The organism is Terrabacter sp. 2RAF25 (assembly GCF_052115265.1).
Taxonomy (GTDB): domain Bacteria; phylum Actinomycetota; class Actinomycetes; order Actinomycetales; family Dermatophilaceae; genus Terrabacter.
Window position 1 is genome coordinate 235,635 of the sequence record NZ_JBFRGJ010000006.1, and the last position, 25,213, is coordinate 260,847.

Here is a 25,213-nt window from a genome sequence, read left to right on the forward strand (position 1 = left end):
GAACGGCACGGCTGCGTACGCTCGGGGGATGACCGACGCATCCGTCACCGACCGCCCGGCCCTCGCTGTCACCGGCTCGACCGGCTGGCTCGGAGGGCTCGTCGCCCGCGACCTCGCTGACCGTGGATTGCCGCAGCGCCTCCTCGTGCGTGACGTCGGTCGCGCACCCGACCTCCCGGGCGCGCAGCCGGTGCAGGCCGCGTACGCCGACCGGGTTGCCGCCGAGAGCGCGCTGGCGGGTGTCGAGACCCTCTTCATGGTCTCGGCCGCCGAGAACGCGGATCGCCTCGCAGAGCACTACGCCTTCATCGACGCCGCGGCCGCCGCGGGCGTGCGGCACGTCGTCTACGTGTCGTTCTTCGGTGCAGCGCTCGACGCGACCTTCACGCTGGCCCGAGACCACGCGGCGACCGAGCAGCGCCTTCGGGACTCGGGCATGGCGTGGACGTTCCTGCGCGACAACCTCTACCTCGAGTTCGTCGACCAGATGATGGGCGAGGACGGCGGGATCCGCGGGCCGGCCGGGGAGGGGCGGGCCGCGGTGGTCGCCCACGAGGACATCGCGCGAGTCGCGACCGCGGTGCTCATCGGCCCCGAGTCACACGCCGGTCAGACCTACAGCCTGACCGGGCCCGAGGCGCTGACCTTCGCAGAGATGGCGGCCGTCGTCAGCGAGGTCACCGGACGCGAGGTCACCTTCCACGACGAGACCCTCGAGGAGGCGTACGCGTCGCGCGCGGTCTACGGGGCACCCGACTGGCAGGTGGATGCCTGGGTCTCGACCTACACGGCCGTGGCGAAGGGCGAGCTCGACGGCGTCACCGACGACGTCGAGCGGCTCACCGGCCGGCCGCCGCTGTCGCTGCGGGCCTACCTCGAGTCGAAGCGCGGCTAGCCCACGAGCTCAGCGGTCTGGCGGGCTATCGCGAGCTCCTCGTTGGTCGGAACGACCGCGACGACCACGGGTGACCCGTCGGGCGAGATGACGCGTGCCTGCCTCGATCGGGCACCGTTGCGGGCGCGGTCGATCGCGATGCCGAGTCCCTCCAGCCCTTCGGTCACGGCGGCGCGGAGGGCGATGCTGTTCTCTCCGATGCCGGCGGTGAAGACGAGCACGTCGATGCCGCCGAGCACCGCGAGGTAGGCGCCGACGTAGTGCTTGAGCCGGTGCACGACGACGTCGAACGCAAGGCGGGCCTCGGTGTCGCCGTCGGCAAGCCGCTTCTCGAGCTCGCGGAAGTCGTTGACACCGCTGAGTCCCAGCACACCGGACTTCTTGTTGAGCAGCGTGTCGATCTCGTCGAGCGACAGGCCGGCTTCACGACCGAGGTATGCGTGCAGGCCAGGGTCAACGTCACCCGAGCGGGTGCCCATGACGAGTCCCTGCAACGGCGTCAGGCCCATGGAGGTGTCGACGGCCACGCCGCCGCGCACGGCCGAGGCCGAGCAGCCGTTGCCGAGGTGCAGGACGACCTGGCGCAACTCGCCGACCGGCCGTCCGAGCAGGTCGGCCGCAGCCCGGGAGACCCACTGGTGGGACGTGCCATGGAAGCCGTAGCGGCGGATCGCGTGCTTGCGCGCGAGGTCGCGCGGGACGGCATACGTCGACGCCTCTGGCGGCAGGGAGGAGAAGAAGGCGGTGTCGAACACGGCCACGTGCGGCACGTCGAAGTGCTCGCGCGCCGCCTCGATGCCGGTCACGGCTGCCGGGTTGTGCAGGGGCGCAAGGGCGCTCAGCTCGCGAACGCGCTCGAGCACGGCGTCGTCGATGACGACCGGTTCGGAGAAGTCGGGACCGCCATGGACCACGCGGTGCCCGACGGCCCGCAGCGGGACGCTGTCGAGGTCCACGCCGTCGGCGCGCAGGTCGTCGGTCATCCGCTTCAGGGCGGCGGCGTGGTCGGCCACGTCGCTGCCCGACTCACCGATGCGTTCGATGGTGCCGCCTGCCCGCTTCTCACCGGTCTCGGGCACCACGACCTGGAACTTGAGCGACGACGACCCGGCGTTGAGGACGAGCACCGGCGGAGCCGCGGTGGGGCCGGAGGTCTGGGCGTTGGTGTCGGTCAACGGGATGCTCCCTGCTGGGCCTGGACCGCCGTGATGGCGACGGTGTTGACGATGTCGTCGACGAGGGCGCCACGCGACAGGTCGTTGACCGGCTTGCGCAGACCCTGCAGCACCGGCCCCACGGCGATTGCGTGGGCGCTGCGCTGGACCGCCTTGTAGGTGTTGTTGCCGGTGTTGAGGTCGGGGAAGACGAACACGGTGGCGTGCCCGGCGACGGGGGAGTCTGGCATCTTGGCCCGGCCGACGTCGGGATCGATGGCGGCGTCGTACTGGATCGGCCCGGCGAGGGCGAGCTCGGGCGCGCGCTGGGTGACGAGCTCCGTTGCGGCCCTGACCTTCTCGACATCGGCACCGGACCCGCTGGCGCCGGTGGAGTACGACAGCATCGCGACGCGCGGCTCGATGCCGAACTGGTGCGCCGTCTGGGCCGAGGACATCGCGATGTCGGCGAGCTGCTCCGCGGTCGGGTCGGGGATGACGGCGCAGTCGCCGTAGACGAGCACGCGGTCGGCGAGGCACATGAGGAAGACGCTCGACACGGTCTTCACGCCGTCGGCCGTCTTGACGAACTCCAGGGCGGGCCGGATGGTGTGGGCGGTCGTGTTGACCGCGCCCGAGACCATGCCGTCGGCGAGGCCGAGGTGGACCATCATCGTGCCGAAGTAGGAGATGTCGGTGACGACCTCTCGGGCGCGCTCGAAGGTCATGCCCTTGTGGGCCCGCACGGCGGCATACTCCGTGGCGAAGCGCTCGACGAGTGCGGGGTCGGTGGGCGACACCACGGCTGCGGCGTCGAGGTCGAGACCGAGGCTCGAGCCGCGGGCGCGCACCTTCGTCTCGTCACCGAGCAGCGTCAGGTCGGCGACGCCACGGCGCAGCAGGATGTCGGCGGCCTGGAGGATGCGGTCGTCCTGGCTCTCGGGCAGCACGATGTGTCGCCGGTCGGCGCGGGCCCGCTCCATCAGCTGGAACTCGAACATCAGCGGCGTGCGCACCTCGGATGCGGAGACGTCGACGGCCGCGAGCAGGGCCGTGACGTCGATGCTCTCGGAGAAGAGGCGTCGGGCCGTCTCGATCTTGTTGCGTGACCCCTTGGTCATCGGCCCGCGCACCTGCATGAGCCGCTCGGCCGTGCGGAAGGTGCCGTCATCGGTGAGCGCGATCGGCAGGTCCTGCTGCACGCCGGCCGAGAGCCGTGCGATGGTCTCGGGGATCGGATAGCCGCCGGTGAGGATGATGCCGGCCAGGGTCGGGAACGTGCCCGACTGGTGCGCGAGGAGCAGGCCCGGGATGAGGTCGCTGCGGTCGCTCGGGGCGATGATCGTGACGTCGGGGCCGATACGGGCGAGCACGTTCGGCAGGCTCATTGCCGCGACGACGAGCCCCAGGCTGTCGCGGTCCATCCACGACTCGCTGCCGAGCACCAGCCGCGCGTCGATGGCCTCGGCGAGCGCGCGGAAACTCGGGGCCGACAGCAGGGCGTTCTCGGGGATCGCCCCAGTGACGGGAAAAGGCAGTGAGGACAAGGAGGCCCGCACCTCGTCGAGGTCGTCGGGCTCGACCCGGTTGGCGACGACGGCCACCGTCTGGGCGTGGTGGGCACGCAGCTCGGCGACGGCGCCGTCGGCGGCGACGCGGATCTGGTCGGGTGTGCGGCCGCGTCCGTGCACGACGAGGACCACGGCCGACCCGAGGTTGGCGGCGATGCGGGCGTTGAACGACAGCTCGGTTCCCGTCGAGACGTCGGTGTAGTCGGAGCCGACCACCACGACCACGGCGAAGCGGGAGCTGAGTGCCCCGAACTTCTCGACGATGACGTGCAGCGCTTCGTCGGGGTCGTCGTGCGCCTGGGCGTAGGTGACGCCGATGGCCTCGTCGTACGTCTGGTCGATGCCGGGCTGGCTCACGAGCATCTCGACGATGTGGTCGACCTCGTCGTCCGGGCCGCTCCCGCCGAGGGTGGTCAGCGGCCGGAAGACGCCGACCGAACCGACCTCGCGGATGAGGGCGTCGAGCAGGCCGAGGGCCACGGCGGACTTGCCCGTCAGGCCCTCGGGAGAGGTGACGTAGACGCTTCGGCTCACGACACGAACCTAGCGAACGGCTGCCGGCGCCGGGTCGGCACCGGGATCACGGCGCGACACCGTGAAGGTCGGTGGTCGGCGCAGCGACTGCCCGACCACGCAGTAGCGCTCCGTCGCCGTCGCCAGCCGATCGAGGGTGGCGTCGTCGGCGTCGGTCGTCACCTCGGCGACGACGTGTGGCGCGATGACGCCCACCGGGACGTCCCGGTCGATCCCGAGCGTGCCGCGTACGTCGAAGGTGGCCTCGGCACGCACCGTCACGTCACGCAGGTCGACGCCGAACGCGACGGCGACCGTGTGCAGCGTGACGCCGGCGCAGGCGACGAGGGCCTCCATGAGCATGTCGCCCGAGCACGCGTCGGCGCCGTCGCCACCCGTGGCGCGGTGGAGGCCGGCGCGCACAGGGCCTGCCCAGGTGGTGACCTCGACGGTCGGCGGCACATCGAACGTCGCGGTCGCCGAGACGGGTGTCCGTGCGCTCGCAGGCTCGTCGCGGTAACGCTGCTTGAGCGGTGTCTGCGCGGCGCGCAGCTCGTCGCGGTTCATCCGTGCGCCCTCGGGCGTGGTCCGTGCTGCACGTGGTCGCTCATGGGGCCTCCAGGGTCGATGGACGCGGTCACAGCCAACGTATGCCGTCCGCAGCCGTCGGCGCTCGCACCCGGCACGACAACTCCGGCACGGTGAGTGCCGCGCCTGGTCTACGGCTCGCGTGGGACGCGGTCGGTGCCGAGCCTGGCGAGCAGGCGCAGGGCGTCGTGAGGTGCGTGGCCCCTCGCGTCGTTGTCGAAGTAGACGTGCACGTCGTGCCCCTCGCCGAGCCACTCGATGCAGGTCTGGGCCCACCGGTCGAGCGACTCGTCGCTGTAGCCGCTGGCATACAGCTCGGTCTCGCCGTGCAGGCGCACGTAGCGGAAGTCGCTCGTCGCGTCGTGCATCACGGGCCACCTCCCGGCGCTGTCGGCCACGACCATCGCGATTCCGTGCTCCGCGCACAGCCCCCGGGCCTCGTCCGAGTCGAAGCTCTCGTGGCGCGGCTCGAGGGCGTGGCGCAGTGGCACGTCGACCTCGGTCGTCGTGAGACTGCGGTCCTCCTTGACCTTGTCGTCGTGGTTCGCGGCGAGGGCGGCTGCCGCACCCGTGGTGGTCGGCAGCAGCTCGAAGAAGGAGGCCAGCCGGTCGTGGTCGAAGTGCAGGCGCTCGGGCAGCTGCCAGAGGATGGGCCCGAGCTGCGCACCGAGGGCCAGGACCCCGCTCGCGAAGAAGTTGGCGAGCGGGGTCTCGACGTCTCGCAACGCCTTGAGGTGGGTGATGAAGCGTCCGCCCTTCACCGCGAACACGACGTCGGGAGGAGCGGCGGCCCGCCAAGCCGCATACGAGCTCGGGCGCTGGAGGGAGTAGAACGACCCGTTCACCTCGATCGACGTCATCCGCTCGGCGGCATACGTCAGCTCGAGACGCTGGGGGAGCCCCTTCGGGTAGAAGTCACCCCGCCAGGAGGGGTAGCGCCACCCGGAGACGCCGACGAGTGCACGGGGCATGCAGCACCCATACCCCGCCGGCTCCCTGCGGGGCTAGATCCAGCGGCGGCCCTTGAAGACGCCCCAGAGGGCCGCGCTGACGACGCCCATCATGCCGAGCGCGAACGGGTAGCCGAGGCGCCAGTGCAGCTCTGGCATGGCGTCGAAGTTCATCCCGTAGACCGTGCCGATGAGGGTCGGGGCGAAGAGGATGGCGGCCCAGGCCGAGATCTTCTTGACCTCCTCGTTCTGGTCCATGCTCGCCTCGGTGAGGGTCTTCATCTCCTCGTTCTGCTTCTGGGCGACGAGGGTGGCGTTGACCGTGAGGATGTCGCGGAGCAGGTGGCGGAAGCCTTCGACCTGCTCGCGCACCGCGGTAAGGTGGTCCTCGACGTCGCGCAGGTAGCGGCGCAGCTCCTCGTCCGTGCCGTACTTCTCGAACCCGGCCGAGAGCGACTGGATCACGGTTGCGAGGGGCCGCACGGCGCGCTCGAACTCGATGACCTCGCGGCTCAGCTCGTAGATCCGACGCGAGACCGCCGGGTCGCCGCGAAACACCTCCGTCTCGATCTCGTCGATGTCGTTGTGCAGCCCCCGCACGACCGGCAGGTAGCCGTCGACCACCCGGTCGAGGATGGCGTAGAGCACCGCCTCGGGACCCCGCGCGAGCAGCTCGGGGTCGCTCTCGAGGCGCCGGCGCACCGCGGACAGGTCGGGCGCCTCGCTGTGACGCACGGTGATGACGAAGTCGGGGCCGACGAAGAGGTGGACCTCGCCGAACTCGACCTGCTCTGATGCGTCGACGTAGCGTGCGGCCCTCAGTACGACGAAGAGGGTGTCGCCGTAGCGCTCGATCTTCGGGCGCTGGTGGGCCATGATCGCGTCCTCGACGGCGAGCTCGTGCAGGTCGAACTCGCTTGCGAGAGCGGCCAGCTCGTCCTGCGTCGGACGGTAGAGACCGATCCAGCCCACCGACTCGTCAAGCTCACGCAGGGCACGGAACGTGTCGGCCAGCCTCTCGGGTGACGACGTGCGCCGGCCGTCGACGTAGATGGCGCTGTCGACGACGCTGGCGCCCTGTCGCCGCTGGCGGCTGGGACCCGACGGGTCGTCGGGGTGCGATGGGTGCGACGCGTGGTGAGTGGCGGGTCGACGGACGCGGCCGGCGAGGGTGCGGATGGGGTTGCGGGTGGTGGTGCGGGTGCGCTCGGACATGACGACCTCCCGGGGCGGGACGAAGGGGCGGCGGACAGCGTCACGAGAGCCGCCGAGAGCCCGGTCGCACGTCGTGCGGGTCTCGAGCGGTCAGCTCTCGTCGGTCGTAGGACTGGGAGGCTCGCCACACATGGGGACCCACCTCCTGCTGTCGCCGCGACGCGCCCGTATGCCGTCGCCTCGGGGAGTGTAGCCCGCGCCGCAGGTGCGGGGTGGTCGTTTCCGACCGCGCGAACCGCGTGGGTCAGCTCCGACGGCGGCGGGCTGCTGACTCGAGGTCGCGGACCTCGCGCTCGAGCCCGAGCACCTTCTCGATGCCGGCCAGGTTGAGGCCTTCGTCGAGGAGCTGCCGGATGCGGCGCAGCCGGACGAGGTCGTTGTCGCTGTAGCGCCGGGTGCCACCGGACGTGCGGGAGGGCAGGAGCAGGCCCCGGGCCTCGTAGAGGCGAAGGTTCTGCACCCTCATGCCGACGAGGTCGGCGGCGACGGCGATGCCGTAGAGGCCGCGCTCGGGGTCGTTCTCGCCGTTGGCGCTGGGGGTCATCGGAGCTCGAATCGGGTCTCGAATCGGGTCTTGCATCAACGTGGCGCTGGTGCTACAAAAAATCTATCGCACACACCACAGATCTGTTGGTGGATCCATGGCGGCTCACGACGTGATGGAGGTGACGACGATGTCGATGGATGTGCGGCGGCTGCGAGGCAGGACGCCGGCGCGAGAGCGGGTCACCAGCCGGCTCGCCGAGGGTCCCTCGCTCGGGCTCGGGACCCTTGACGGCGTGGACGTCGATGCGGCGTTCACGGAGATCGTGATGAGCGACGACGACCTCGTGGACCTCGAGTTCGAGGCTCTCGTCAGTGCTGAGTTCGGAGATCCGCCCGGCACGGGCGGGGCCCCGCACGACGACGCGCACGACGCGCCGCCCCCACCCTGGCCTCGCTGCTCGCTCGCCCCTCGGCCGAGCCCCGCTGCACGAACCGACGCGGCCAGGCGCCGCAACCGGCAGCGCAGCCCGCCCCGAGCCCGTGGTGTGGCCTGGTATGTGTTCTCGTGAAACGGGGCGGTCCCGGCCGTACGGCCGGGACCGCCCACCGCGCCGACCTCGTTCCAGGCGGCGAGGTCGTTCGGATCCGCGCCACGCGCTTCCCAGTCCTCGAAGAACCGGTCGAGCCCTGCCGGCGCCGTCACCACGAGCAGCCGTCCCGGCTGGGCCCCGACGTTCTGGAAGCAGTGGGCGATGCCTCTGGGCCCGTAAGCCATGCCGCCTGTCGATGCGTGCAGCATCCGGCCTCCGGCCTTGAACCGGAAGTCACCGTCCAGGACGTACCAGAGCTCGTCCTCGCGAGAGTGACGATGCAGTCGCGGTCCGTTCAGGGGCGCGACGACGATCTCCTGGACGCTCATCGCCTGACTGGTCTCGACCTCCCCCGCCAGGACAGTGACGGCGTCGCCGGTCGGAGCGGTGAACGAACGGCCGTGCTGCGGCTGACGTGCGAAGGGCTGGCTCACTCGACTCGCCTCCTGTGGCCCACCACGCTACGCCTCGACCGAGCCGCCCCCGCCGACACTCGTCTGCCTCTGCCACCACCGCCTGCGATCGAGGAGGGAGACCAGCAGCGGAGCGACGCCGCAGGGGCGGACGTGTCCTCTCGCAGCCCGGGTCATCGCCGATGGGGACAAAGACCCCATCGGCAAAACGAACCTCGGCACGGCCGATGGCGCGCGTACTCTCGTGGCATGGAGTGCTGGCTCAGCATCGAGGTTCAGGACGGGGGCGTCCCCGCCGGCCTCTATGTCTACGCCGGGCGCAACGCTGCGGCGGCCGGCTCCGAGCGCCCGTGCGGCGCGGTCGAAGTGCAACCTCTAGGTTCGTCGAGCTGGCGGCGAAGACTGGCTCCGAATGATGAGCCATGACGACTGGGTGAAGCCACCTGGGTGAGCGCTCGGCGGCACACGCGGATGTCCGGTCTCCCTTGGTAGCGCAGTGACTCGTCGACGAGAGGACCCCAGGGCATGAAACGCTCAGCTCAGTCGTCGTGGCGACGCCGGGTTCGGCTCGTCGTCGGTGCTGCGACCATCGCGTCAGTGCTTGCGAGCTGCTCGGGCGCGGCTCCCTCGGGCTCGACGACCTCGTCGACGTCGGTCACTGCGGCCAGATCACCAGCTCCGGTCCTGCAGCCCTTCAAAGTCCTGGGGATCGGCGATTCGTACATGTCCGCCCAGGACGGGCAGGGCCGATCGTTCATGCGGGTTTTCGGCAGCCAACTCGAGAAGAAGATCGGCCGACCGGTCGAGGTCACCGTCTTCGCCGAGGGTGACTCGACATCCGCGAGCGTCCGGGACGCCCTGCAGAACGATCCCAAGGTCCGGACGGCCGTCGGCATGAGTGACCTCATCGTCATCTCAGTGGGCAGCAACGACGTCGACCCGTTCGGGATCTTCCCCCAGGGAACGTGCGCGCCCAGACAGGCCTTGGCAGCATGCCTCAAGGCATACGCACCAGCACTCGTCGGCAACTACGAGGCCATCTTCACCGCGCTCGGCGAGGTCACGAACGGGAGAACGACGCCCGTGCGGGTCACGTCGGTCGACAACCCCTTCATCGGTATGCGGGATGCCCCGAGTGCGACGTTCGGCCGGGACTTCTTTGCGCAGGTGGCTGCGGCAGAGACCGACGCGATCTGCTCGGTGGCCAGAGGGCACGGGGCGCGCTGCGTCGACTACCTCCACGTCTTTGGGGGGCCGGATGGGCTCGACGATCCGGCCCGGTTCCTGGCCGCCGACCACGCTCACCCCGGCGACCTGGGGATCCAGACGATCGGCGAGCTCCTGACACGGATGGGCACCGCAGTCTAGGCATGGTCCACGACGCGAGAGGTCAGAGCTGACGCGGGTCCACAGCCCGCTCCTCACGCGACGACCGAGCTGAAGGTCTGAGAACTGCCGTGACCGAGGGTGCTGAAACCCCCAGACACCTCAGACGGACGCCCCGAGTGCCCGGTAGTCCGGGGGGAACGAATACGTGGCCGTGTTCAGGGCGTAGCGTGCCGAACATGGCTGTGCGCCACGGCTTCACGGAGACACTGAGCTCGGTCCTGGAGGCGGCGGAGAACGCGTCGCCCTTGGAGGCGGTGGCTGCGGTCACGGACGCACTGGCGGCGGCCCTCAGCGCCTCCGCCGCGTTCTTCCTGATCGCGGACATCTCCGGGCGGGGGCTGGTGCGCCTGACCTACCGTGCGTCCGATGAGGATCTGGCGGCGCTCGACCTCGGGGGTCTCGAGGGTGAGGTCCGGCATGACGACGGCGAACAGGCGGTCGGAGTTCCCCTCGACGGAGGCGCGGTCGAGGAGGCGCTGCGCACCCAGACCGTGCAGGTCGTTGCTCCGTCGCCGGACGCGGCCGGAGGGCCGGGCGCCCGTTGGGTGGTCCTCGCGCCGGTGACGGAGCGTGGCGAGGTGCTCGGGCTGCTCCAGCTGTCCCTGCCTACCGCCCCGGATACCGACTCGCTGTTGCAGATCGCGCGGATCGGTCACGTGCTGTCGTTCGTCGTGATCGCGAACCGAAGGCATACGGACCTGTTCGAGTGGGCGCAACGCAGCGCCACGTTCACGTTGCCCGCGGAGATCCAACGGCGCCTGCTGCCGGCGGCGTTCACCTGCGAGGCCGGGGCGTTCACGCTCTCGGCGTGGCTGGAGCCGGCCGCGTCCGTGGGTGGTGACACCTTCGACTACTGCCTGGGCCGCGACGTGCTGCACCTGTCGCTGACCGACGCCATGGGTCACGGCGTGGCCAGTGCCCTGACGGCCACCCTGTGCGTCGGAAGCCTGCGCAACACCCGCAGACAGGGTGGCTCCCTCCTCGAGCAGGCACAGGCCGCGAACCGCGCCCTGTACGAGCATTCCTCCAACACTCGATCGGAGGGCTTCGCCACGGGCATGTTGGGGCGCCTGGACCTGCGCACCGGCGTTCTGGCACTGCTCAACGCGGGCCACGTGGCCCCCTACCTGTGCCGCGACGGCGCCACCAGCGCGGTCCGGCTCCCGGTGGACGTGCCGCTGGGCCTGTTCGAGGAGACCACCTACCGATCCACCGACATCACCCTGCACCCGGGCGACCGGTTGGTCCTCGTCACCGATGGCATGCTCGAGCGCGGTGCGGCGACCCTCGACCTGGTCGCCGAGATCGCCCTCACCCGGGCGTTGCACCCTCGCGAGACCACCCGCCGGCTGACCGACCTCGTCTTGGAGGTCGCGGGTCCGGTCCTGGCCGACGACGCCACGCTGCTCGTCCTTGACTGGCACGGCGGGCACGGCGGACTGCGCGACACAACAGGAGGCGCGGAGCGTCGACGCACCGGTGCCGCCTCCCCGGACCCGCCACATCGGACCCTTGACTCACCGCTTCTCAGGCGCCCGGGTGAGCCGATCGCCCACGATCCCTGAGGAACGACATCGTCGGTCTGGCGCCCGGAGTCCTGCTGCTCATGACAGACCGCGGATCGCAGCTGCACCGCTCGGCCGCGCCGCGGGTCTGCAGTCGTCGACGACGGGCAGAAGACGGGCGGATGACGAAGAGAGAACCCCGCCCCTCGCGGCGTGCTTCCGCAGGTGGGACGGGGTTTCTCGGTGGTGGAGCTGAGGGGATTCGAACCCCTGACCTTCTCATTGCGAACAGGTGCAGGGTTCTGATCATGCTCGTCCTGGTGCTGCGCATGCGTTACCTCGGCACCCTTGTCGGACGGGAGTTTCGGGGCTCGGGGGACACCGGGGGGACACGACTCGAGCACGCGGGTCTGCGCAGTGACGGGAACGCTCCGAGCAGTGAGGTGCCGCGCGGAAGGCGCTCGTGCAAGCCAGCCGAGCGGGTCGTCGTCCTCGCCGCGCGCTGGAGGTGGGCAGTGGTCCTCCGTAGGAGCCGGCCAGGCACACAACGGCTGGGGCCTCCCTCGTCCAGGCGTCTGTGCCCGGGCTTATCGACGAGAGGGAGAGTGCGAGTGTCGTCAACGCGTCGGGCTCCGCCATGAGCTCGTGAAGAAGCGTGGGGGCGGCGGGGTGCGCGAGGACGGCGCGCCAGCGCCGCCCGCAGCGCGGGGTCCCTGCCGCGGGTCCCCGCGCTTTTCTGCGCCGGGGGCGCAGCTTGAGCCAGTACAGAAACTCTTCACCGAATCGAATGCCAACCCGCTGTCCCTGAGCGGCGCGCACTGGCAGCGACAGATTCGGACGAGCGTAGCCGTCCTCAGCGCGGCACTTGCGCGCGTTCCATCTTGGCGACTATGGCGTGGAAGGATCATTGCAGTGCGTGCTCGGGCGGCTGATTGAACGTTGGCCGAGAGCTGGAGACGTCTTGGACATGAGGAGATCGCTGGGTGGCCGTTGCACGTCGTGGTCGCACATACCGATTGACCCGGATCCTCTTCCCGGGCCGTGACTACCGCCGGCTGGACGTCACCGGCCCTTGGGACGATGACTGCTACGCGGCGTACCTCGCCTATGGCTGCGCCGGCGTTCTATGGCGCAACCGGGGAAATGCCCAGCCACCGGAGGCGGCGAAGCTGCCGGGCCTGCGCTGGCTCGAGATCGAGGGGCACACCCGGGACCTGTCATGGGTTTCGCAGTGCACCGACCTGGTGTCACTGACGGCTTCGTTTCGCGTGCGCACTGGAACCACGAAGGTGTCCACCCTTGACGTCGGGCCGCTCACGAGGCTGAGGCACCTGATGGCCGGCGGGTGTCGCGTCGTCGGTTTCACCGAACTGCGCGACCTCGAGACGTTGAGCATTGAGATGTTCGATCCTGTTGCGCATGGGGGTCCTGGTCTGCTGGACGGCCTGCGGTCGAGGCCGACCACCATCCGTGTCGCTTCCGCTGCGCCTTTCGACGTCGACCTTGACTCCATTGCTTCCGCTGGGCTGGAAGAACTGCGACTGGCGCCGGTTCGAGTCGCGGACCTCGCGCCACTCGCCCGATGCACCTCACTGAACGCTCTCGACCTGAAGTTGCCCGCGGACTCATCCCCGCTCGACCTCGCTCCGCTGGGTGCGTTGCCCGGACTTGCGGTGGTCGTTATCCGCGGCGATCGCCCAGTCTCGAACGTCGAGTCCTTGGCCACCAGTCGCGGACTCCGCGAGGTGGAGATCACGACGCCACGTGCCGGCACCATCCAGCGCCTGCCCGCCGGGTGGAGCAGCAGTGGCGACACATGGAGCTACACGGTCAGAGGTCCACGGGCGAGCTGGATTGTTCCGCCCCCCGAGGACTGACCCAGATGCGTGGCCCACGCCCGCACTCGCCACGCGCGGTCGGCGGCAGTAGCGGATGTTCGCCTCGGCGAAGGCATTTCGGCGTATCGCTGTCATGATCGCGTTGTGCCTCGGCGTCCAGTGTTCGATGATTCTCGCGTTGTTCAGCTGGATCCTTTCCGTGAGCGAGCGGGCCGGCTCATCCACCCATCGGGCTCTCGGGGTTGGGTCTTCGTACGCCCTCTGGGTGGAGGCCCAGCGGGAGGGCGGTCACTTGTGGTGGCGAAGATGGTCGCCGCAACGTGAAGTCTCTGCCGGCTTCGTGATGCTGGACGACGGCGACATGCTCGACGACTCGGTTGACCAGCCCGAGGACGTCGCGGGTGAAGTGAGGAGTTGGTCCGAAGGACGCTTCACTTGGAGAGGGGTGGAGTACGCGGTCTCATGGGCCGGCGCAGATGAGTCCCGCCGAGTGCGCGACGAGGTCTTCCAACTTGGTGAGCCTCACGGCTGACGTTGTGAGATGCCATGAGAGCGGCATGTCCGTGCGTTTAGACCGGCTCGGCCTGCACCAGTATGTGAACATGACTAGCGGACGGGACGACGCCGTAGCGGGGCCTGCGATTCCCCTTGGAATGTCCTTGATGGACGCGGCTCGCCAGGCGGTGGAAGGGTTCCGCTCGTCCAGGAGCTCCGGACGAAACGGCGGCGAGGTCGAGAGTATCGAGGTCGTTTGGGTGAGCCGGGGTGTGCCGCCGGACCTTGACCCCGAGCCTGGCGTTCGTCTCACCTGGCGCCAGCTCGAGGGCCGCTTCGGCCTACTGATGCCGATCCAGCGCCTGGCTGAGCAATCGGGCAGCCTCGAGATGGTTCCGTTCTACCTGCGGTTGGCCGTGGACGAGCCGCATGGTGCGCCTGCCTCGGAGGCGGTGATGTGGTTTAGCAACCTCCCCTCTGGACCGTACTGACCCCCAACACACGGATCTTCGTCAGTGCGCCGGAAGCCGGGGTCGTCCGACCGGCGGCAGAAGCGGACGGCGCCCTAGGAGTCCGTCGCCAGCTGCCTCAGGGAGCGGGGCTGATGGCGTAGTCGATCAGGCGGTCGGGCGATTCACTGCGCGGGTGCACCAGCAGATGCTCGCTGGTCTGCTCTTGTCCGGGAAGCTCGTAGCGGATCTCTAGCTGCCACCACACGGCTGAGACGCTCATGTCCGTCGTCACGCCGGTGACAGTGCTCGGCTTTCCCGCATGCCGCTGAAGGAGCGCCTCCCGTCCAGGGCCCTCAGCAATGATCGCTTCGAGAGCAGTTCGGTCTCCGGATTCGACAGCGGAGGTGTAGGCATCGATCGCGGAGTAGATCGTGGGTTGGCGATCAGTCCACACATGCCACCCAGTGAGGACTGCTGCCAGAAGGACCACAACAGAGATGGCAAGCGCGAGCTTGAGGTGACGGCCGGGCAGCGGCCCCACTCTGCGCTCATCGTGCTCCGTCATGGTGGTGGGCATGGGCGAGTTTTGCATGGCCCGCCTCGGCCCGGGCCGCTCGGCGAATACGAACATTGCGCGCCTCGACTGCACGAGGCTCGCGGCACGAGGGGACGGTCTGTGCGCGGCATGCGCGAACGTTGGCGCGGGCTCAGACGACCACTGATCGTCGAGCGGCGGCCGCTGGCAGGACCGCCGGCCCGGGGAAGGTAGGTCGGGAGGTGGGTCGGGAGGTAGGTCAGGGGCGGTCATGCGGGGTGGAAGGTGAGGCGTTCATTCCTGGTCGCGCTTGGTTGTTCTCCAGCGTGCCGCGAGAGCGAGGGCGCCGACTGCGAGCAGTGCGACACCGGTGGCGAGTGCGGTTGGGGTGGGCTGCATGGTCCAGGCCCACGACGCCGGTTGCCCGTTGTCGGAGGTGCCCAGGACGGTGAGCAGGCACAGGTAGGCCGCTGGCAGGAGGACGCCGACGCGTCCGAGCAGGGCGACGCCGGTGCACACCAGTCCGACGGACCCCAGGTAGGAGGCGGTGACGAGGGCGTAGCTGTCGCGGGTCAGGGCGGGGTTGATCGCGAGCATGGCGAGGGTGGTGGCGATGAGGGCGCCGAGGAGGCCCGCGTGGGTGTGGCGGGCCCGGCGGGGTGCGGTGGCCTCCAGCCGTGCTGCGGGGCTGTGGCAGCTGCGTCCCAGGAGCATGGCGAGGGGGACGGGTTGGACGAGGTAGAGCGGCATGACGGCTGGGGTGACACTTGTCAGGACGCCGACGGGTAGCGCGAGGGATGCGGGCACGGCGAAGGCGATCACGATGAGTGCTGAGGTGGCCAGCGTCGCGGGAATGCCCAGTCCTCTGGCCATCAGCCAGGGTCCGCGCCAGGGAGCCGCGCCGGGTCGTGGTCCGCGTGGCCGCGGTGATCGCGGTGATCGCGGTGCCGGGCTCGCGGAGGTCGACGGCGGGTTCACGGTGTGGGTACCCGTGGGAGCGGTCGGCACGCCGCGGCGGCCGCGACGGCCTGGTTCATCCAGGCGTCTTGTTGGTTGGGCGGCAGGTGGACCAGCTGGTCGTGGGCCGGGGTGTCGTCAGGCCGGGAGACGGTGGAGGTGATCCGGTCGGTGAGTGTCGCGGCGATGTCCCGGCTGGCGTCGAGGTCGGTCCGTGCGGCCAACTCGCTGCGGAGGCAGTCCTGGTCGACGACGGGAACGATGGCGGCGGCCACGAGCTCGACCGCACGGGACCGGTCGATCACCCCCGAGGGGTCGGCGCTCCAGGCTGCGGTGCGGTCACGGGAGGTGTCCCAGATCTCGGCTGGCGCGCCTGGTTCCCCGGGGGCTACCGGTGCGCCGCTTTCGACGAGCTGGGCGGGGAGGAAGTCGAGCTCGGCGCCGGCTCGGCGCAGGTCCGCGAAGGCGGCGGCGAGCATCTCGAGGTCCTGCCGGGTGGCGGAGTAGCCGCAGACGCGCGCCGAGTCGTGCTCTGCGCACTGGAGTAGACGCGCGGCAGCGGCGGTGGACATCCACTGCTGGCCGCGGGCGACTTGCGGCAGGAGCACGCCCGCGGCGGCAGCGCCCGCGAGCAGCAGGGCGGTGACCGCGGTCCGGCCCGAGGGCCGTGTCGAGCGATGACGCGACCCGGCGGCCACCAGGAGCAGGCCGGCGGCCGCGAGGAGCCAGGCGCCTGCGCTGAACATCCGTGCCGCGTGTTGGACGACGTCGTCGTCCCAGCGTTGCTGGATCACCGGGTAGAGGCGTCCCCAGGTGCGTTCGGCGTCGGGCAGGTACACCGGCACGAGCGCCCCGTAGAGCAGCACACCGGTCCCGACGACCGCCGCCCACCGGGGCAGCCACGCCCCGAGGAAGGCGCCGACAGCGACTTGGAACGCCAGCAGGCACAACGTGATCACGAAGACACCCCACGCCGGCGAGCCGCTGCCGGACACGAACACGGTGCGCACCGCCGCAGCCGCGAGCACGAGCAGGAACGCGCCGGCAGCCAGCACCCACACCGGCAGAACGGACCGCGCCACGACTGCCGGCCCGGAGCGCAGCCCGGTCTTTTCCAGGACGGCCACGCCTCGCGACTGCGAGCGGCCAACGATGAGGGCCGCGACGATGCCGCTGACGATTCCGACGACGATCGACCCGTAGAGGTGCGCGAACAGGGTCGTGTCGTTCCAGCGTCCCACCCAGTGCGGCGACCCGGTCAGCGCAGACAGCACCCCGGTAACCGCGAGCCCCAGGGCAGGCCACCGGGCCGGTGTGGTGCGCAACTCGTGCCACAGCCAGTTCCACACCCGGTTCCACAGCCATTCCGACAGCCGGTGTTGTCGAGGGTCGGCCGCGAGCGTGGACGCGGGCGGCTGGCTGCGGGTCCGGGTGCTCATCGGCCGTTCGCGGCCAGCACGCGAAGGTAGGCCTGCTCCAGTCCGGGACCGTCCACGACGACCGGGATGGCGTCACTGGCGTCACCGGCATGTGTGGCCGGCTCGGCCGGTGGTCGTGTCCCGGCGATGAGTCCGGCGAGACTGTCCTCGGCGACGACTCGGCCCTGCTGCAGAACGACGACTCGGTGGCACACAGCGGCGACGTCCTCGGCCAGGTGCGAGCTGATGATCGTGGTGGTGCCGGGATCCAGGGATCGGACGATGTCGCGGAAGGCGGCGCGCTGTTCGATGTCGAGGCCGTTCGTGGGTTCGTCCAGGACCAGGACACGTGGGCGGTGCACCACGGCGCAGGCGATGCCGACCCGCTGCTGCATCCCGCCGGACAGGTCCTTGATGCGGCGGTCAGCCAGTGCGGTGAGCCCGACCAGAGCCAAGGCCCGATCGATGGCACCGGCTGTCTCGGCCACCGGTACGCGGCGCAGCCAGGCGGCGTACTCGAGGAACTCACGCACCCGGAAGGAGGGGAACGCCTCGAAGCGCTGCGGCAGAACGCCAAGTGACTGCAGCAACTGCGCCCGGGAGCCACGCCTGTTGACCGCCACCCCGGAAAGGTGCACCTCCCCGGCGCTCGGGCGGACCAGCCCGATCAGCACGCCCATCAATGTCGACTTCCCGGCCCCGTTGTGGCCGAGGAGCCCGGTGACGCCAGGGCCGAACGAGACCGACACGTCGTCGAGGGCCGTCGCACGGCCGTAGCGCACGGTCACCCCGTGCAGTCCGACCACCGGCGTGGCGACCGGATCTGGATCATTCGCATCGAGCATCTGAGCTCCCCTGTGAGCCGCCGCCCCCTGCAGGCGGCGCGTGAACGGTACCGCAGGCCACTACGGCTGCCTCGCGAACGAACCGCGACGACGACGCGCCCCCGGTCGACACAGAGACCCACACCCTTCGAAAGTCGCACCGACGAGGCGCGCAGTAGGGCACGCCCCGCGGCATGGTCGGGCGATCGTAGTCGCCCTCAGAGCGGCATGAGCGGTCAGTGCTCGTGTTGATCCATCGCCGCTTCGGCCGCGATGAAACCCCCCAATCGGGTTGTGCGCGGCCATGGCGGGGTTTCGCGCTTCGTGGTCCAGCTGAGATGCACGATCGCGAAGGTGCCGTCCGATCCGCGATAGACCACGGAGTCACAGCCCTCGCACGTTGCGATGGCGATCAGGTCCAGCCCATGCAGTTCGTGGCCGTCAGCGATCTCTGCCGCCGCTTCAGCCTCGAACGTCCGAGCGCTGTCACCGTCGGCTCGGTGCCAGGGCTCGCGGAAGTCGGTCCACGTCATGAGGGAAGACTGGCATGCCAGCGCTCAACGTCCGGTCCCGTGAACCGCGCGATCTGCGGCATGATCGGAGATCCCGTTCCTAGCGGGCGGAGTCTTCGTTCAGGACGCGAGGGATTCAGTGGCGCGCTTCTCGATGCCGCCATCTGCGCGGCCGCGTGTGTGGCGCAGACCTGCGGGTCCGCGCCGAAGGACATAGCCGGCGGCTAGAACACCCAGGACGATGAGGATGACGCCGCTTGTCATGTCGGAATACTGAACCGCCCAAGGTCGATTAGGCGGGTAGTTGTCGAACTTCCTGAGCACGAACGGCTCCATGATCGCCCCCAACGGGACAACGAGGCGCGCGAGAAGGCTGAGCCATCCCCGCCGAGCGGCCAACCAACCCACCAGGCCCATAGGTCCACACAGCACTACGGCTGCCTGGAACCAGATGCCGTTCATTCCGACTTCGCCTGCTTCATAGATGTGCAGCGCGGATCCGACCACGTAGTGGATCAGCAGCGTGGCGACGGCTGCTCCGATGCCGACCAAAAACGCCGTCCACGGCTTGGCCATCTTCCAACCAGCGTAGAAGGCGACGGCTGCCCAAGCGGTACCGGAGTTGAGCACGTTGCCGATGGACTTACGGACGAACGACCAGGCCTGGAGGTTGCCCTCAAGTTCTGCAGGCAGCGTGATGTTGAACAGCAGAGACAGCAGCGCTAGCCCGACGCATGCCGTCACGATGGACTTCCATGGACCTCGGATCCTCCCCATGCGCGGGAACCTAACACCCGGTCCATTCTGGCCGTCTCAGATTGGTCCACGGCGCATAGCTCGGCTCGACTCAGCGTCATTGCCATGGGCAGGACCGCAACGTCCGCTATTCGGCATGTGGGTGAAACTTCGATCGCGCGACACGCGGCGTGTTTCTTCGTGGTTCGGCGCCCTGGGTGTGGATTCTGGGAGTGCGGACATACCTACACAAAACCTGAACTGACAAACATGCGGGCTTGATGCCCAGGGGGTCGGCTCCCCACCCCGGCCAGAGGCCATCCACACGAATAGCCGCCACACACACGACACGCATCGACTGGTCCGCCATCTTCTTCGTGATCTCTTGACGTGACCTGGCGTGTGCGCGGCTCCCCGCGACGCCGGCATCTTCTTCTCGATCGTTTCTGGGCCGCCCTTCGGACCGGGTGTGCCGTGCAGCGGGAGCCGCAGTACCTGCACGGCACACCCACCCGGACCGGATAGGGAAGGGGGTGGCCGACGATGACCCGGGCAACACGAGACCGCGTCTGGGACGCCGTCCCCCTGCGCGCCGCCGAGCAAGATGGTGAGCGCCCTGCCGGTGAGGGCCACCCGCTAGACCTCGGTCACCTCGACGCCACGACCGAGGCCCAGGTCGTCGCCCGGCTGCTGTCCCGGGACTTCGACGCCTGGTCCGAGGCCGCCTCCCGGGTCGGGCACTGCGCCAAGCCGATTCGCCTGCACGGCCACTCCGACACCGTCGACGTGAAGACGGGCGAGGTCATCTCGTCGTTCTCCTCGGCCGACAGTCCGCTCGGGGTGCTGCACGTGCGGTGCGGGAACCGTCGTGCCGTCGAATGCCCGTCCTGCTCCCGGCTGTACGCGGCAGACACCTTCCACCTCATTCGGGCCGGTGTCACCGGCGGCAAGGGCGTCCCCGAGCAGGTGAGCGAGAACCCGCTCGTCTTCGCGACCCTGACCGCTCCCTCGTTCGGGCTCGTCCACGGCACCCGCGGCGGCCGCACCTGCCGCCCCTTCACCATCAAGCGCCAGGACCGGGTCTGCGAGCACGGCCGCCCGACGGTCTGCCACACCCGGCATGGGGATGGGGACGAGCAGGTCGGGCAGCCCCGGTGTCGGGACTGCTACGACTACGAGAGCCACCTCGTCTGGCAATGGTGGGCGCCCGAGCTGTGGCGCCGGTTCACCATCGACCTGCGCCGCACCCTCGCGAAGCACCTAGGCGTCCCCGAGTCCCGGCTCGCGGAGCTCGTGACGGTGCAGTACGCGAAGGTCGCCGAGTACCAGCAGCGCGGCATCGTCCACTTCCACACCCTCATCCGCCTCGACGGCCCCAAGTCGGCGGACGGGTTCGCGTCAGCGCCGACCGGACTGACCGCCGCGCTCCTGGCCCGGCTCGTCGAGCAGGCCGCCGCCGGGGTGGTCTTCGACGCGCCGCCGCTGCACGAGGCGGATGTGGTGCGCCGGCTCCGGTTCGGCGCCCAGCTCGACTCCCGCCCCATCGCCACCGCGCGCAGGACCGACGACCCGGACCGGGCACTGACCCCGGAGCAGGTCGCCGGCTACTTGGCGAAGTACGCGACGAAGTCCGCCACCGACTCCACCGGCACCGACAGCCCCCACGCGCGCCGGCTGCGCGCCACCATCGCTGAGGTGACCGACCGGATCCACGCCGACGCCCGCCGCGACGGCATCGCGCTGCGGGAACACCCCTACGGGCTGCTTTGGAAATGGCGGCACATGCTCGGTTTCCGCGGACACTTCTCCACCAAGTCCCGCCGCTACTCGGTCACCCTCGGGCAGTTGCGCCAGCGACGGGTCCGGTACGAGCGGGCCTTGGCGGCCGCGAACCGCGAGGGCCGGAGCCTCGACGTCCGCGACCTCGACGACCTCTTGGCAGCCGACGTCGAGGAGACCACCCTCGTCATCCGGAACTGGACCTACGCCGGATCCGGGTGGGACACCGACGGCGATGTCGAGCTCGCCAAAGCTGCTGCCGCCCGCGCCCGCGAGTACGCCCAAGAACGGGCAGCGATCAAGCACCAGAACGACTGACAGAGAGAGGAGTTCGGACATGGAAGTAGAGAAGTCAGGGGACCAGAAGGTCCCGCTTCTGCCGGTGCTGCTGACCTCGCGCGAGGTGGCAGTCGCGTTGCAGGTCTCGCCAGCAACGCTGTGCCGGTGGCGTCAGACAGGTCACGGGCCGCGGGTCGTGTGGTTGTCGCCGTACGCGCCGCGGTATCGCCCCGAGGACGTCACCAAGTGGATCGAACGGATGGCGGCATGAGCATCTCGAAGATGCCCAACGGCCGCTTCCGAGCACGGCTCAAGAGTGGCCGGGTCGGCGTCGCCAGCAAGGTCTTCGACACCCGCCGCGAGGCCAAGGCCTGGCTCGACCGGGAGCGGGCCGCCTTGGCCGGCGGGGTCGACCCGCGGGCCGGACGTGAGCGCGTCAGGCCACTCGTCCAGCGGTGGCTCGAGATTCGTCGGGTCACCGTGGCCGCGAAGACCTACCGAGCAGACCGGGATCTGCCGCGCCTGATGCCGACCAGCATGCTGGCGCTGCAGGTCTCCGCCGTCTCGGGCCGGGAGGTGGCCCGGTCCTTCGAGGTGCTGCTGGCAGTCGGTCTAGCCGAGGGGTCGGTCGTGCGTTACCGCGCCAGCCTGTCGTCGTTCTTCAGTTGGTGCGTGCGCGAGAAGCTGATCCTGGGCAACCCGGTCACCGGCGTGCGTGTGCCGCGTCAGTCGGACGAGACGGACGAGATGGACCCCTTCAGCGAAGGCGAGCTCGAGGAGGTCTACGCGACCTGGCATGCAGCGGAGCCACGGCTCGCGGACATCTTTCTCGTTCTCGCGTGGACCGGCCTGCGGTGGGCGGAGGCACGTTCGCTCCGGGTGGCCGACGTCGTGGAGGTCCCGACCCCGGGCCTGCTGGTCCGGCGATCGCAACCGGAGGGCGGTGCGGTGAAGTCGACCAAGGGCCGTTTGTCGCGTCGCGTGCCCCTCGCCAACCGGGTGCTCCCGATCATTCGGGGTCTGAGCGTTGGCAAGGCGCCGGGCGACCTGCTCCTGGTGACCGAGCGCGGGTCGCAGCTCCACCGGTCGGCCGTCCTGCGCAGCCTGCAGTGGTCGACGACGGGTCGAGGGCGGCGGATTCACGACCTGCGCCACACCGCTGCGTGCCTTTGGCTGGCTCGCGGAGTGGACCCCGGGACAGTCCAGGCGTGGATGGGTCACGAGTCCATCGGCACCACGAACCGCTACCTGCACTTCCTCGGAACGGGTGCCGATCTGGCCGGTCTGGCGAGGCTCAATGTGACCCCGGGGGACACCGGGGGGACACATCGGCAGGAGAAGGGCGGATGACAAAGAGAGAACCCCGCCCCTCGCGGCGTGTTTCCGCAGGTGGGACGGGGTTTCTGTCTGGTGGAGCTGAGGGGATTCGAACCCCTGACCTTCTCATTGCGAACGAGACGCGCTACCAACTGCGCCACAGCCCCAGGTGCGGAAGAAAAGATAACACCACGCCGACCGGCATACCGAATCGGGCCGACACGTGGAGGACCACCCGTGCAGCAGGGTTCTCAGACCCAGCTGGGGAACCACATCCGGGCCTGCCACTCCGAGAGCGGGATGACGTCGGCGACGTAGATCGGGTGGAAGAAGGCGAACAACGCCATCGTCAACAGCACGAAGCCACCCATGACGCCGTATCCCACCCGGCGTCGGGTCAACGACGACTCCCGCCCACCGACGATGAGCCCGAGCACGTAGACGCAGGCGAGCACGACCCACGGCACGAACGCGACCTCGTAGAAGGAGTAGATGGTGCGGTTGCCGAGGAAGAACCACGGCAGGTAGCCGGCGAACAGGCCGCAGAGGATCGCCCCGGCCCTCCAGTCGCGGCGAAGCGCCCACATGAAGAGCAGCACGAAGATGGCGAGGGTCGCGCCCCACCAGATCGACAGGGTCCCGATCGAGGTGATCGCCTTGCTGCACTGGTCGACGAGGCATCCCTCGGCGCCCTTCTTCGGCCCCTCGTAGAAGAACGACGTCGGGCGACCCTGGATCAGCCAGGACCATGGGTTGGTCTGGTAGGGGTGCGGGCTGTTGATCGCCTGCGTGGAGGCGTACATCTGCTGGTGGTAGGCCCACAGCGAGCGCCACCAGTCGGGCAGCCACGCGTGCGTGGTGTCGGGATTGTTCTGCGCCCAGGTGCGGAACGACCCGCCCTTGCTGAGGATCCAGCCGGTCCAGCTCGCCACGTACGTGACGACGGCGGTGACGACGAGCTGGGCGAACGCGTACGGGCCGTCCTTGACGACCGTGCCGACGGTCCAGCCGCGTACGCCGGCGGCGCGGCGGGCGCCGAGGTCCCAGAGCACGGTGAGCAGGCCGAAGAAGACGAGGAAGTAGAGGCCCGACCACTTCACGCCGGCCGACAGGCCCAGCATGATCCCCGCGACCCAACGCCACGGCCGCCAACCGAGCCACGGGCCAAGCCACGACATGGCTGCGCGGGGCCGGTCACCGACCTTGCGGGCGAGGACTTCGCGCGCCTTGTCGCGGTCGATGAGCAGGGCACCGAACGCGGCGAGCCCGAAGAACATGACGAAGATGTCGAGCAGCCCGGTGCGCGAGTGGACGAAGTGGTGGCCCTCGAAGGCGAGCAGGGCTGCGGCCACCGTGCCGAGCAGATCAGAGCGGAAGAGCCGTCGCGCGATGCGGCCGAGCATGAAGATCGAGATGGTGCCGGCCAGTGCGACCGCGAATCGCCACCCGAAAGAGTTGAGGATGCCGAACGGCACCTCGCCCCAGCCGATCAGCCACTTGCCGACCGGCGGGTGCACGACGAAGTCGCCCTCGGTGCCGTAGATGAACGGGTCGTTGGCGGTGAAGTGCTGGTCGACCTGTGAGGCGTCCTGAAGGACCTGGTCGTTCTTCATCTCGAACCAGTACAGGACCATCGACCAGCCCTGCTTGACGTAGTACGTCTCGTCGAAGACCAGCTTGTGCGGTGCCCCCAGGTGCCAGAACCGCATGACGCCGCCGACGAGCGTGAAGAAGAGTGGCCCCGCCCAACCGAGCCACGCGAGCCGGCCGGCCGTGCGACGGGTGAGTCGGAAGTCGTCGGCCGGGTCTCCGAGCAGGCGCGCGCGCACCTGTCTGGCCGAGTTCATGGGCGCCATCGTATGCAGTGCGGCTGAGTCGGCCGCACTCCGCCGCGAGAGGCGTGCGGCAGGGGGATCAGAAGGGTGGTGGGTCACGGTCGGCAGAGCGGTGGTCGTCGGCGCCGCGCCCGGTGGCGTCGCCAAGGTTGCCCCCGGGCCCGGTCGGCGCTGGGCTCGCAGCCGATGGCGGCGGGAGGTCTGGCGGTCGGACCCGTCGAGCCGGTCCTTGGGCAGCGTGACGTAGGTGCGGCCTGGGGCAGTGCGCCAGGTGACCCTGACCGCGTCGTCTCGCTGTGCCTCGAACCAGCCGGCGCTGCGCACGCGGTGGTGCTGGCGGTGCTTGTCGGTGAGGTTCGAGACGTCGGTGGGGCCGACCGGCCACTGGACGTCGTGGTCGAGATCGCACTGGCGTGCCTCCACGCAACAGCCTGGACCACGACACACCCCGTCGACGGCGCGGACGTGCTCGACCAGCGCACGACTGAGTCGGTAGCCCTTGCGGGAGCGCGCCGGGGTCGATGTCGGCGAGGAGGGTCTGCCAGACAGACCCCCCGGCGGTCATCATCTCGCGGGCCTCCTGCGCACTGACCAGCCGTAGCCGGGGAGCTCGCAGGGCGAGTCGTCGAGGCCGACGGCCGTCGTGAACGGCACGACCACGAAGACCCGACCCGCCGGCACGGGAGTGGTGCGCGCGAAGCCGTCGTCGTCGGGCCAGCCGCGGATGGCCACACCGGTCAGGTAGTCCGCGCGCAGCTCGTCGAGCGAACGAGGGTGGCCCTGAGCGCGCGCAGCGCGTGCTGCGGCGTCGGCGCGGTCCATCGCGGCGGCGGCGGAAGAGTGCCTTGGACAGGCCGGCTCCGTCGCGGGTAGGGGCGAGGACGGTGCGCGCGATGCCATCGGCGGCCTCGTCGTCGCGGGCGACGGGCATCGGTCGTGAACGGCATAGGAGTCCAGACGTCGAGTTC

Annotated in this window: 22 protein-coding genes, 1 tRNA gene and 1 pseudogene; 8 read left to right on the forward strand and 16 right to left on the reverse strand. The window is 69.7% G+C overall.

The window, feature by feature from the left end; genetic code table 11:
• Positions 1-28 precede the first annotated feature (28 nt).
• The gene (locus tag AB4091_RS16220; RefSeq protein WP_442292815.1) at positions 29-895 is read left to right on the forward strand and encodes an SDR family oxidoreductase; all 867 of its coding nucleotides are present in this window, start codon (positions 29-31) and stop codon (positions 893-895) included.
• Here the strand turns inward: AB4091_RS16220 and AB4091_RS16225 are convergent.
• The 6 genes from AB4091_RS16225 to AB4091_RS16250 form a co-directional block, all read right to left on the reverse strand.
• Positions 892-2,070, reverse strand: coding sequence for an acetate/propionate family kinase (locus tag AB4091_RS16225; RefSeq protein WP_442292817.1), 1,179 nt, complete (start codon positions 2,068-2,070; stop codon positions 892-894). The two genes, AB4091_RS16220 and AB4091_RS16225, sit on opposite strands and share 4 nt — an antisense overlap.
• Positions 2,067-4,154, reverse strand: a complete 2,088-nt coding sequence (pta, locus tag AB4091_RS16230) for a phosphate acetyltransferase (RefSeq protein ID WP_442292819.1) — start codon at positions 4,152-4,154, stop codon at positions 2,067-2,069. The genes AB4091_RS16225 and pta overlap by 4 nt, the downstream gene beginning before the upstream one ends.
• 9 nt (positions 4,155-4,163) lie before the next feature.
• Positions 4,164-4,700: an OsmC family protein gene (locus AB4091_RS16235; protein WP_442292821.1), complete on the reverse strand. Its 537-nt coding sequence runs from the start codon at positions 4,698-4,700 to the stop codon at positions 4,164-4,166.
• Positions 4,701-4,852: 152 nt separating this feature from the next.
• Positions 4,853-5,692 carry a DUF72 domain-containing protein gene (locus AB4091_RS16240; protein WP_442292823.1) on the reverse strand — a complete coding sequence of 280 codons (840 nt, stop codon included), beginning with the start codon at positions 5,690-5,692 and terminating at the stop codon, positions 4,853-4,855.
• Between the two features lie 33 nt (positions 5,693-5,725).
• Positions 5,726-6,886, reverse strand: coding sequence for a magnesium and cobalt transport protein CorA (locus AB4091_RS16245; protein ID WP_442292825.1), 1,161 nt, complete (start codon positions 6,884-6,886; stop codon positions 5,726-5,728).
• A gap of 244 nt (positions 6,887-7,130) precedes the next feature.
• A complete protein-coding gene (locus AB4091_RS16250; RefSeq protein WP_442292827.1) occupies positions 7,131-7,430 on the reverse strand; it encodes a MerR family transcriptional regulator in 300 nt (99 codons plus the stop codon).
• 97 nt (positions 7,431-7,527) lie between these two features.
• On the opposite strand from AB4091_RS16250, the gene AB4091_RS16255 reads away from it, so the two are divergent.
• Entirely contained in the window at positions 7,528-7,941 is a 414-nt protein-coding gene (locus AB4091_RS16255; RefSeq protein ID WP_442293136.1) for a hypothetical protein, read from the forward strand.
• 143 nt (positions 7,942-8,084) lie between these two features.
• On the opposite strand, the pseudogene AB4091_RS16260 reads toward AB4091_RS16255, so the two are convergent.
• Positions 8,085-8,291 (reverse strand): annotated as a pseudogene (locus tag AB4091_RS16260) (cupin domain-containing protein); the annotation flags it as partial.
• Between the two features lie 792 nt (positions 8,292-9,083).
• Here AB4091_RS16260 and AB4091_RS16265 point away from each other — a divergent pair.
• The 4 genes from AB4091_RS16265 (at position 9,084) to AB4091_RS16280 (ending at position 14,093) form a co-directional block, all read left to right on the forward strand.
• Positions 9,084-9,743, forward strand: a complete 660-nt coding sequence (locus AB4091_RS16265; RefSeq protein ID WP_442293124.1) for an SGNH/GDSL hydrolase family protein — start codon at positions 9,084-9,086, stop codon at positions 9,741-9,743.
• A 197-nt stretch (positions 9,744-9,940) separates the two neighbouring features.
• Positions 9,941-11,329 carry a PP2C family protein-serine/threonine phosphatase gene (locus AB4091_RS16270; protein ID WP_442292829.1) on the forward strand — a complete coding sequence of 463 codons (1,389 nt, stop codon included), beginning with the start codon at positions 9,941-9,943 and terminating at the stop codon, positions 11,327-11,329.
• Between the two features lie 923 nt (positions 11,330-12,252).
• Complete coding sequence (locus AB4091_RS16275) at positions 12,253-13,146, forward strand: hypothetical protein (protein ID WP_442292831.1); 894 nt, start codon at positions 12,253-12,255, stop codon at positions 13,144-13,146.
• Between the two features lie 518 nt (positions 13,147-13,664).
• Positions 13,665-14,093: a hypothetical protein gene (locus AB4091_RS16280; RefSeq protein WP_442292833.1), complete on the forward strand. Its 429-nt coding sequence runs from the start codon at positions 13,665-13,667 to the stop codon at positions 14,091-14,093.
• A gap of 97 nt (positions 14,094-14,190) precedes the next feature.
• On the opposite strand, the gene AB4091_RS16285 is transcribed toward AB4091_RS16280, so the two are convergent.
• The 6 genes from AB4091_RS16285 to AB4091_RS16310 form a co-directional block, all read right to left on the reverse strand.
• On the reverse strand, positions 14,191-14,631 hold the full coding sequence (locus AB4091_RS16285; RefSeq protein ID WP_442292835.1) for a hypothetical protein: 441 nt from the start codon (positions 14,629-14,631) through the stop codon (positions 14,191-14,193).
• A 252-nt stretch (positions 14,632-14,883) separates the two neighbouring features.
• The gene (locus AB4091_RS16290) at positions 14,884-15,462 is read right to left on the reverse strand and encodes a hypothetical protein (RefSeq protein WP_442292836.1); all 579 of its coding nucleotides are present in this window, start codon (positions 15,460-15,462) and stop codon (positions 14,884-14,886) included.
• 101 nt (positions 15,463-15,563) lie between these two features.
• On the reverse strand, positions 15,564-16,985 hold the full coding sequence (locus AB4091_RS16295; RefSeq protein ID WP_442292837.1) for a hypothetical protein: 1,422 nt from the start codon (positions 16,983-16,985) through the stop codon (positions 15,564-15,566).
• On the reverse strand, positions 16,982-17,809 hold the full coding sequence (locus AB4091_RS16300; RefSeq protein WP_442275695.1) for an ABC transporter ATP-binding protein: 828 nt from the start codon (positions 17,807-17,809) through the stop codon (positions 16,982-16,984). Before AB4091_RS16300 ends, AB4091_RS16295 begins: the two co-directional genes overlap by 4 nt.
• Before the next feature lie 215 nt (positions 17,810-18,024).
• Positions 18,025-18,321 (reverse strand): hypothetical protein, encoded by a 297-nt coding sequence (locus tag AB4091_RS16305; protein WP_442292838.1) that lies wholly within the window; start codon positions 18,319-18,321, stop codon positions 18,025-18,027.
• A 99-nt stretch (positions 18,322-18,420) separates the two neighbouring features.
• Positions 18,421-19,044 (reverse strand): hypothetical protein, encoded by a 624-nt coding sequence (locus tag AB4091_RS16310; protein ID WP_442292839.1) that lies wholly within the window; start codon positions 19,042-19,044, stop codon positions 18,421-18,423.
• 534 nt (positions 19,045-19,578) lie between these two features.
• On the opposite strand from AB4091_RS16310, the gene AB4091_RS16315 reads away from it, so the two are divergent.
• Together AB4091_RS16315 and AB4091_RS16320 are read left to right on the forward strand one after the other, a co-directional pair.
• On the forward strand, positions 19,579-21,132 hold the full coding sequence (locus AB4091_RS16315; RefSeq protein WP_442292840.1) for a replication initiator: 1,554 nt from the start codon (positions 19,579-19,581) through the stop codon (positions 21,130-21,132).
• Positions 21,133-21,360: 228 nt separating this feature from the next.
• Positions 21,361-22,443 (forward strand): tyrosine-type recombinase/integrase, encoded by a 1,083-nt coding sequence (locus AB4091_RS16320; RefSeq protein WP_442292842.1) that lies wholly within the window; start codon positions 21,361-21,363, stop codon positions 22,441-22,443.
• 58 nt (positions 22,444-22,501) lie between these two features.
• Here the strand turns inward: AB4091_RS16320 and AB4091_RS16325 are convergent.
• From AB4091_RS16325 to AB4091_RS16335, 3 genes are all read right to left on the reverse strand, one after another.
• Positions 22,502-22,577: transfer RNA gene (locus AB4091_RS16325), tRNA-Ala, on the reverse strand.
• A gap of 84 nt (positions 22,578-22,661) precedes the next feature.
• On the reverse strand, positions 22,662-24,257 hold the full coding sequence (locus AB4091_RS16330; protein WP_442293126.1) for a dolichyl-phosphate-mannose--protein mannosyltransferase: 1,596 nt from the start codon (positions 24,255-24,257) through the stop codon (positions 22,662-22,664).
• 552 nt (positions 24,258-24,809) lie between these two features.
• A complete protein-coding gene (locus AB4091_RS16335; protein WP_442292844.1) occupies positions 24,810-25,067 on the reverse strand; it encodes a hypothetical protein in 258 nt (85 codons plus the stop codon).
• Positions 25,068-25,213: the final 146 nt, after the last annotated feature.

Bases quoted from the DNA above. Each gene is read 5' to 3' on its own strand.
- AB4091_RS16220 (WP_442292815.1), top strand. From the start codon at position 29: ATGACCGACGCATCCGTCACCGACCGCCCGGCCCTCGCTGTCACCGGC.
- AB4091_RS16235 (WP_442292821.1), bottom strand. From the start codon at position 4,700: ATGAACCGCGACGAGCTGCGCGCCGCGCAGACACCGCTCAAGCAGCGT.
- AB4091_RS16240 (WP_442292823.1), bottom strand. From the start codon at position 5,692: ATGCCCCGTGCACTCGTCGGCGTCTCCGGGTGGCGCTACCCCTCCTGG.
- AB4091_RS16245 (WP_442292825.1), bottom strand. From the start codon at position 6,886: ATGTCCGAGCGCACCCGCACCACCACCCGCAACCCCATCCGCACCCTC.
- AB4091_RS16250 (WP_442292827.1), bottom strand. From the start codon at position 7,430: ATGACCCCCAGCGCCAACGGCGAGAACGACCCCGAGCGCGGCCTCTAC.
- AB4091_RS16255 (WP_442293136.1), top strand. From the start codon at position 7,528: ATGGCGGCTCACGACGTGATGGAGGTGACGACGATGTCGATGGATGTG.
- AB4091_RS16270 (WP_442292829.1), top strand. From the start codon at position 9,941: ATGGCTGTGCGCCACGGCTTCACGGAGACACTGAGCTCGGTCCTGGAG.
- AB4091_RS16280 (WP_442292833.1), top strand. From the start codon at position 13,665: ATGTCCGTGCGTTTAGACCGGCTCGGCCTGCACCAGTATGTGAACATG.
- AB4091_RS16285 (WP_442292835.1), bottom strand. From the start codon at position 14,631: ATGCCCACCACCATGACGGAGCACGATGAGCGCAGAGTGGGGCCGCTG.
- AB4091_RS16290 (WP_442292836.1), bottom strand. From the start codon at position 15,462: ATGGCCAGAGGACTGGGCATTCCCGCGACGCTGGCCACCTCAGCACTC.
- AB4091_RS16295 (WP_442292837.1), bottom strand. From the start codon at position 16,985: ATGAGCACCCGGACCCGCAGCCAGCCGCCCGCGTCCACGCTCGCGGCC.
- AB4091_RS16300 (WP_442275695.1), bottom strand. From the start codon at position 17,809: ATGCTCGATGCGAATGATCCAGATCCGGTCGCCACGCCGGTGGTCGGA.
- AB4091_RS16305 (WP_442292838.1), bottom strand. From the start codon at position 18,321: ATGACGTGGACCGACTTCCGCGAGCCCTGGCACCGAGCCGACGGTGAC.
- AB4091_RS16315 (WP_442292840.1), top strand. From the start codon at position 19,579: ATGACCCGGGCAACACGAGACCGCGTCTGGGACGCCGTCCCCCTGCGC.
- AB4091_RS16320 (WP_442292842.1), top strand. From the start codon at position 21,361: ATGAGCATCTCGAAGATGCCCAACGGCCGCTTCCGAGCACGGCTCAAG.
- AB4091_RS16330 (WP_442293126.1), bottom strand. From the start codon at position 24,257: ATGAACTCGGCCAGACAGGTGCGCGCGCGCCTGCTCGGAGACCCGGCC.
- AB4091_RS16335 (WP_442292844.1), bottom strand. From the start codon at position 25,067: ATGGACCGCGCCGACGCCGCAGCACGCGCTGCGCGCGCTCAGGGCCAC.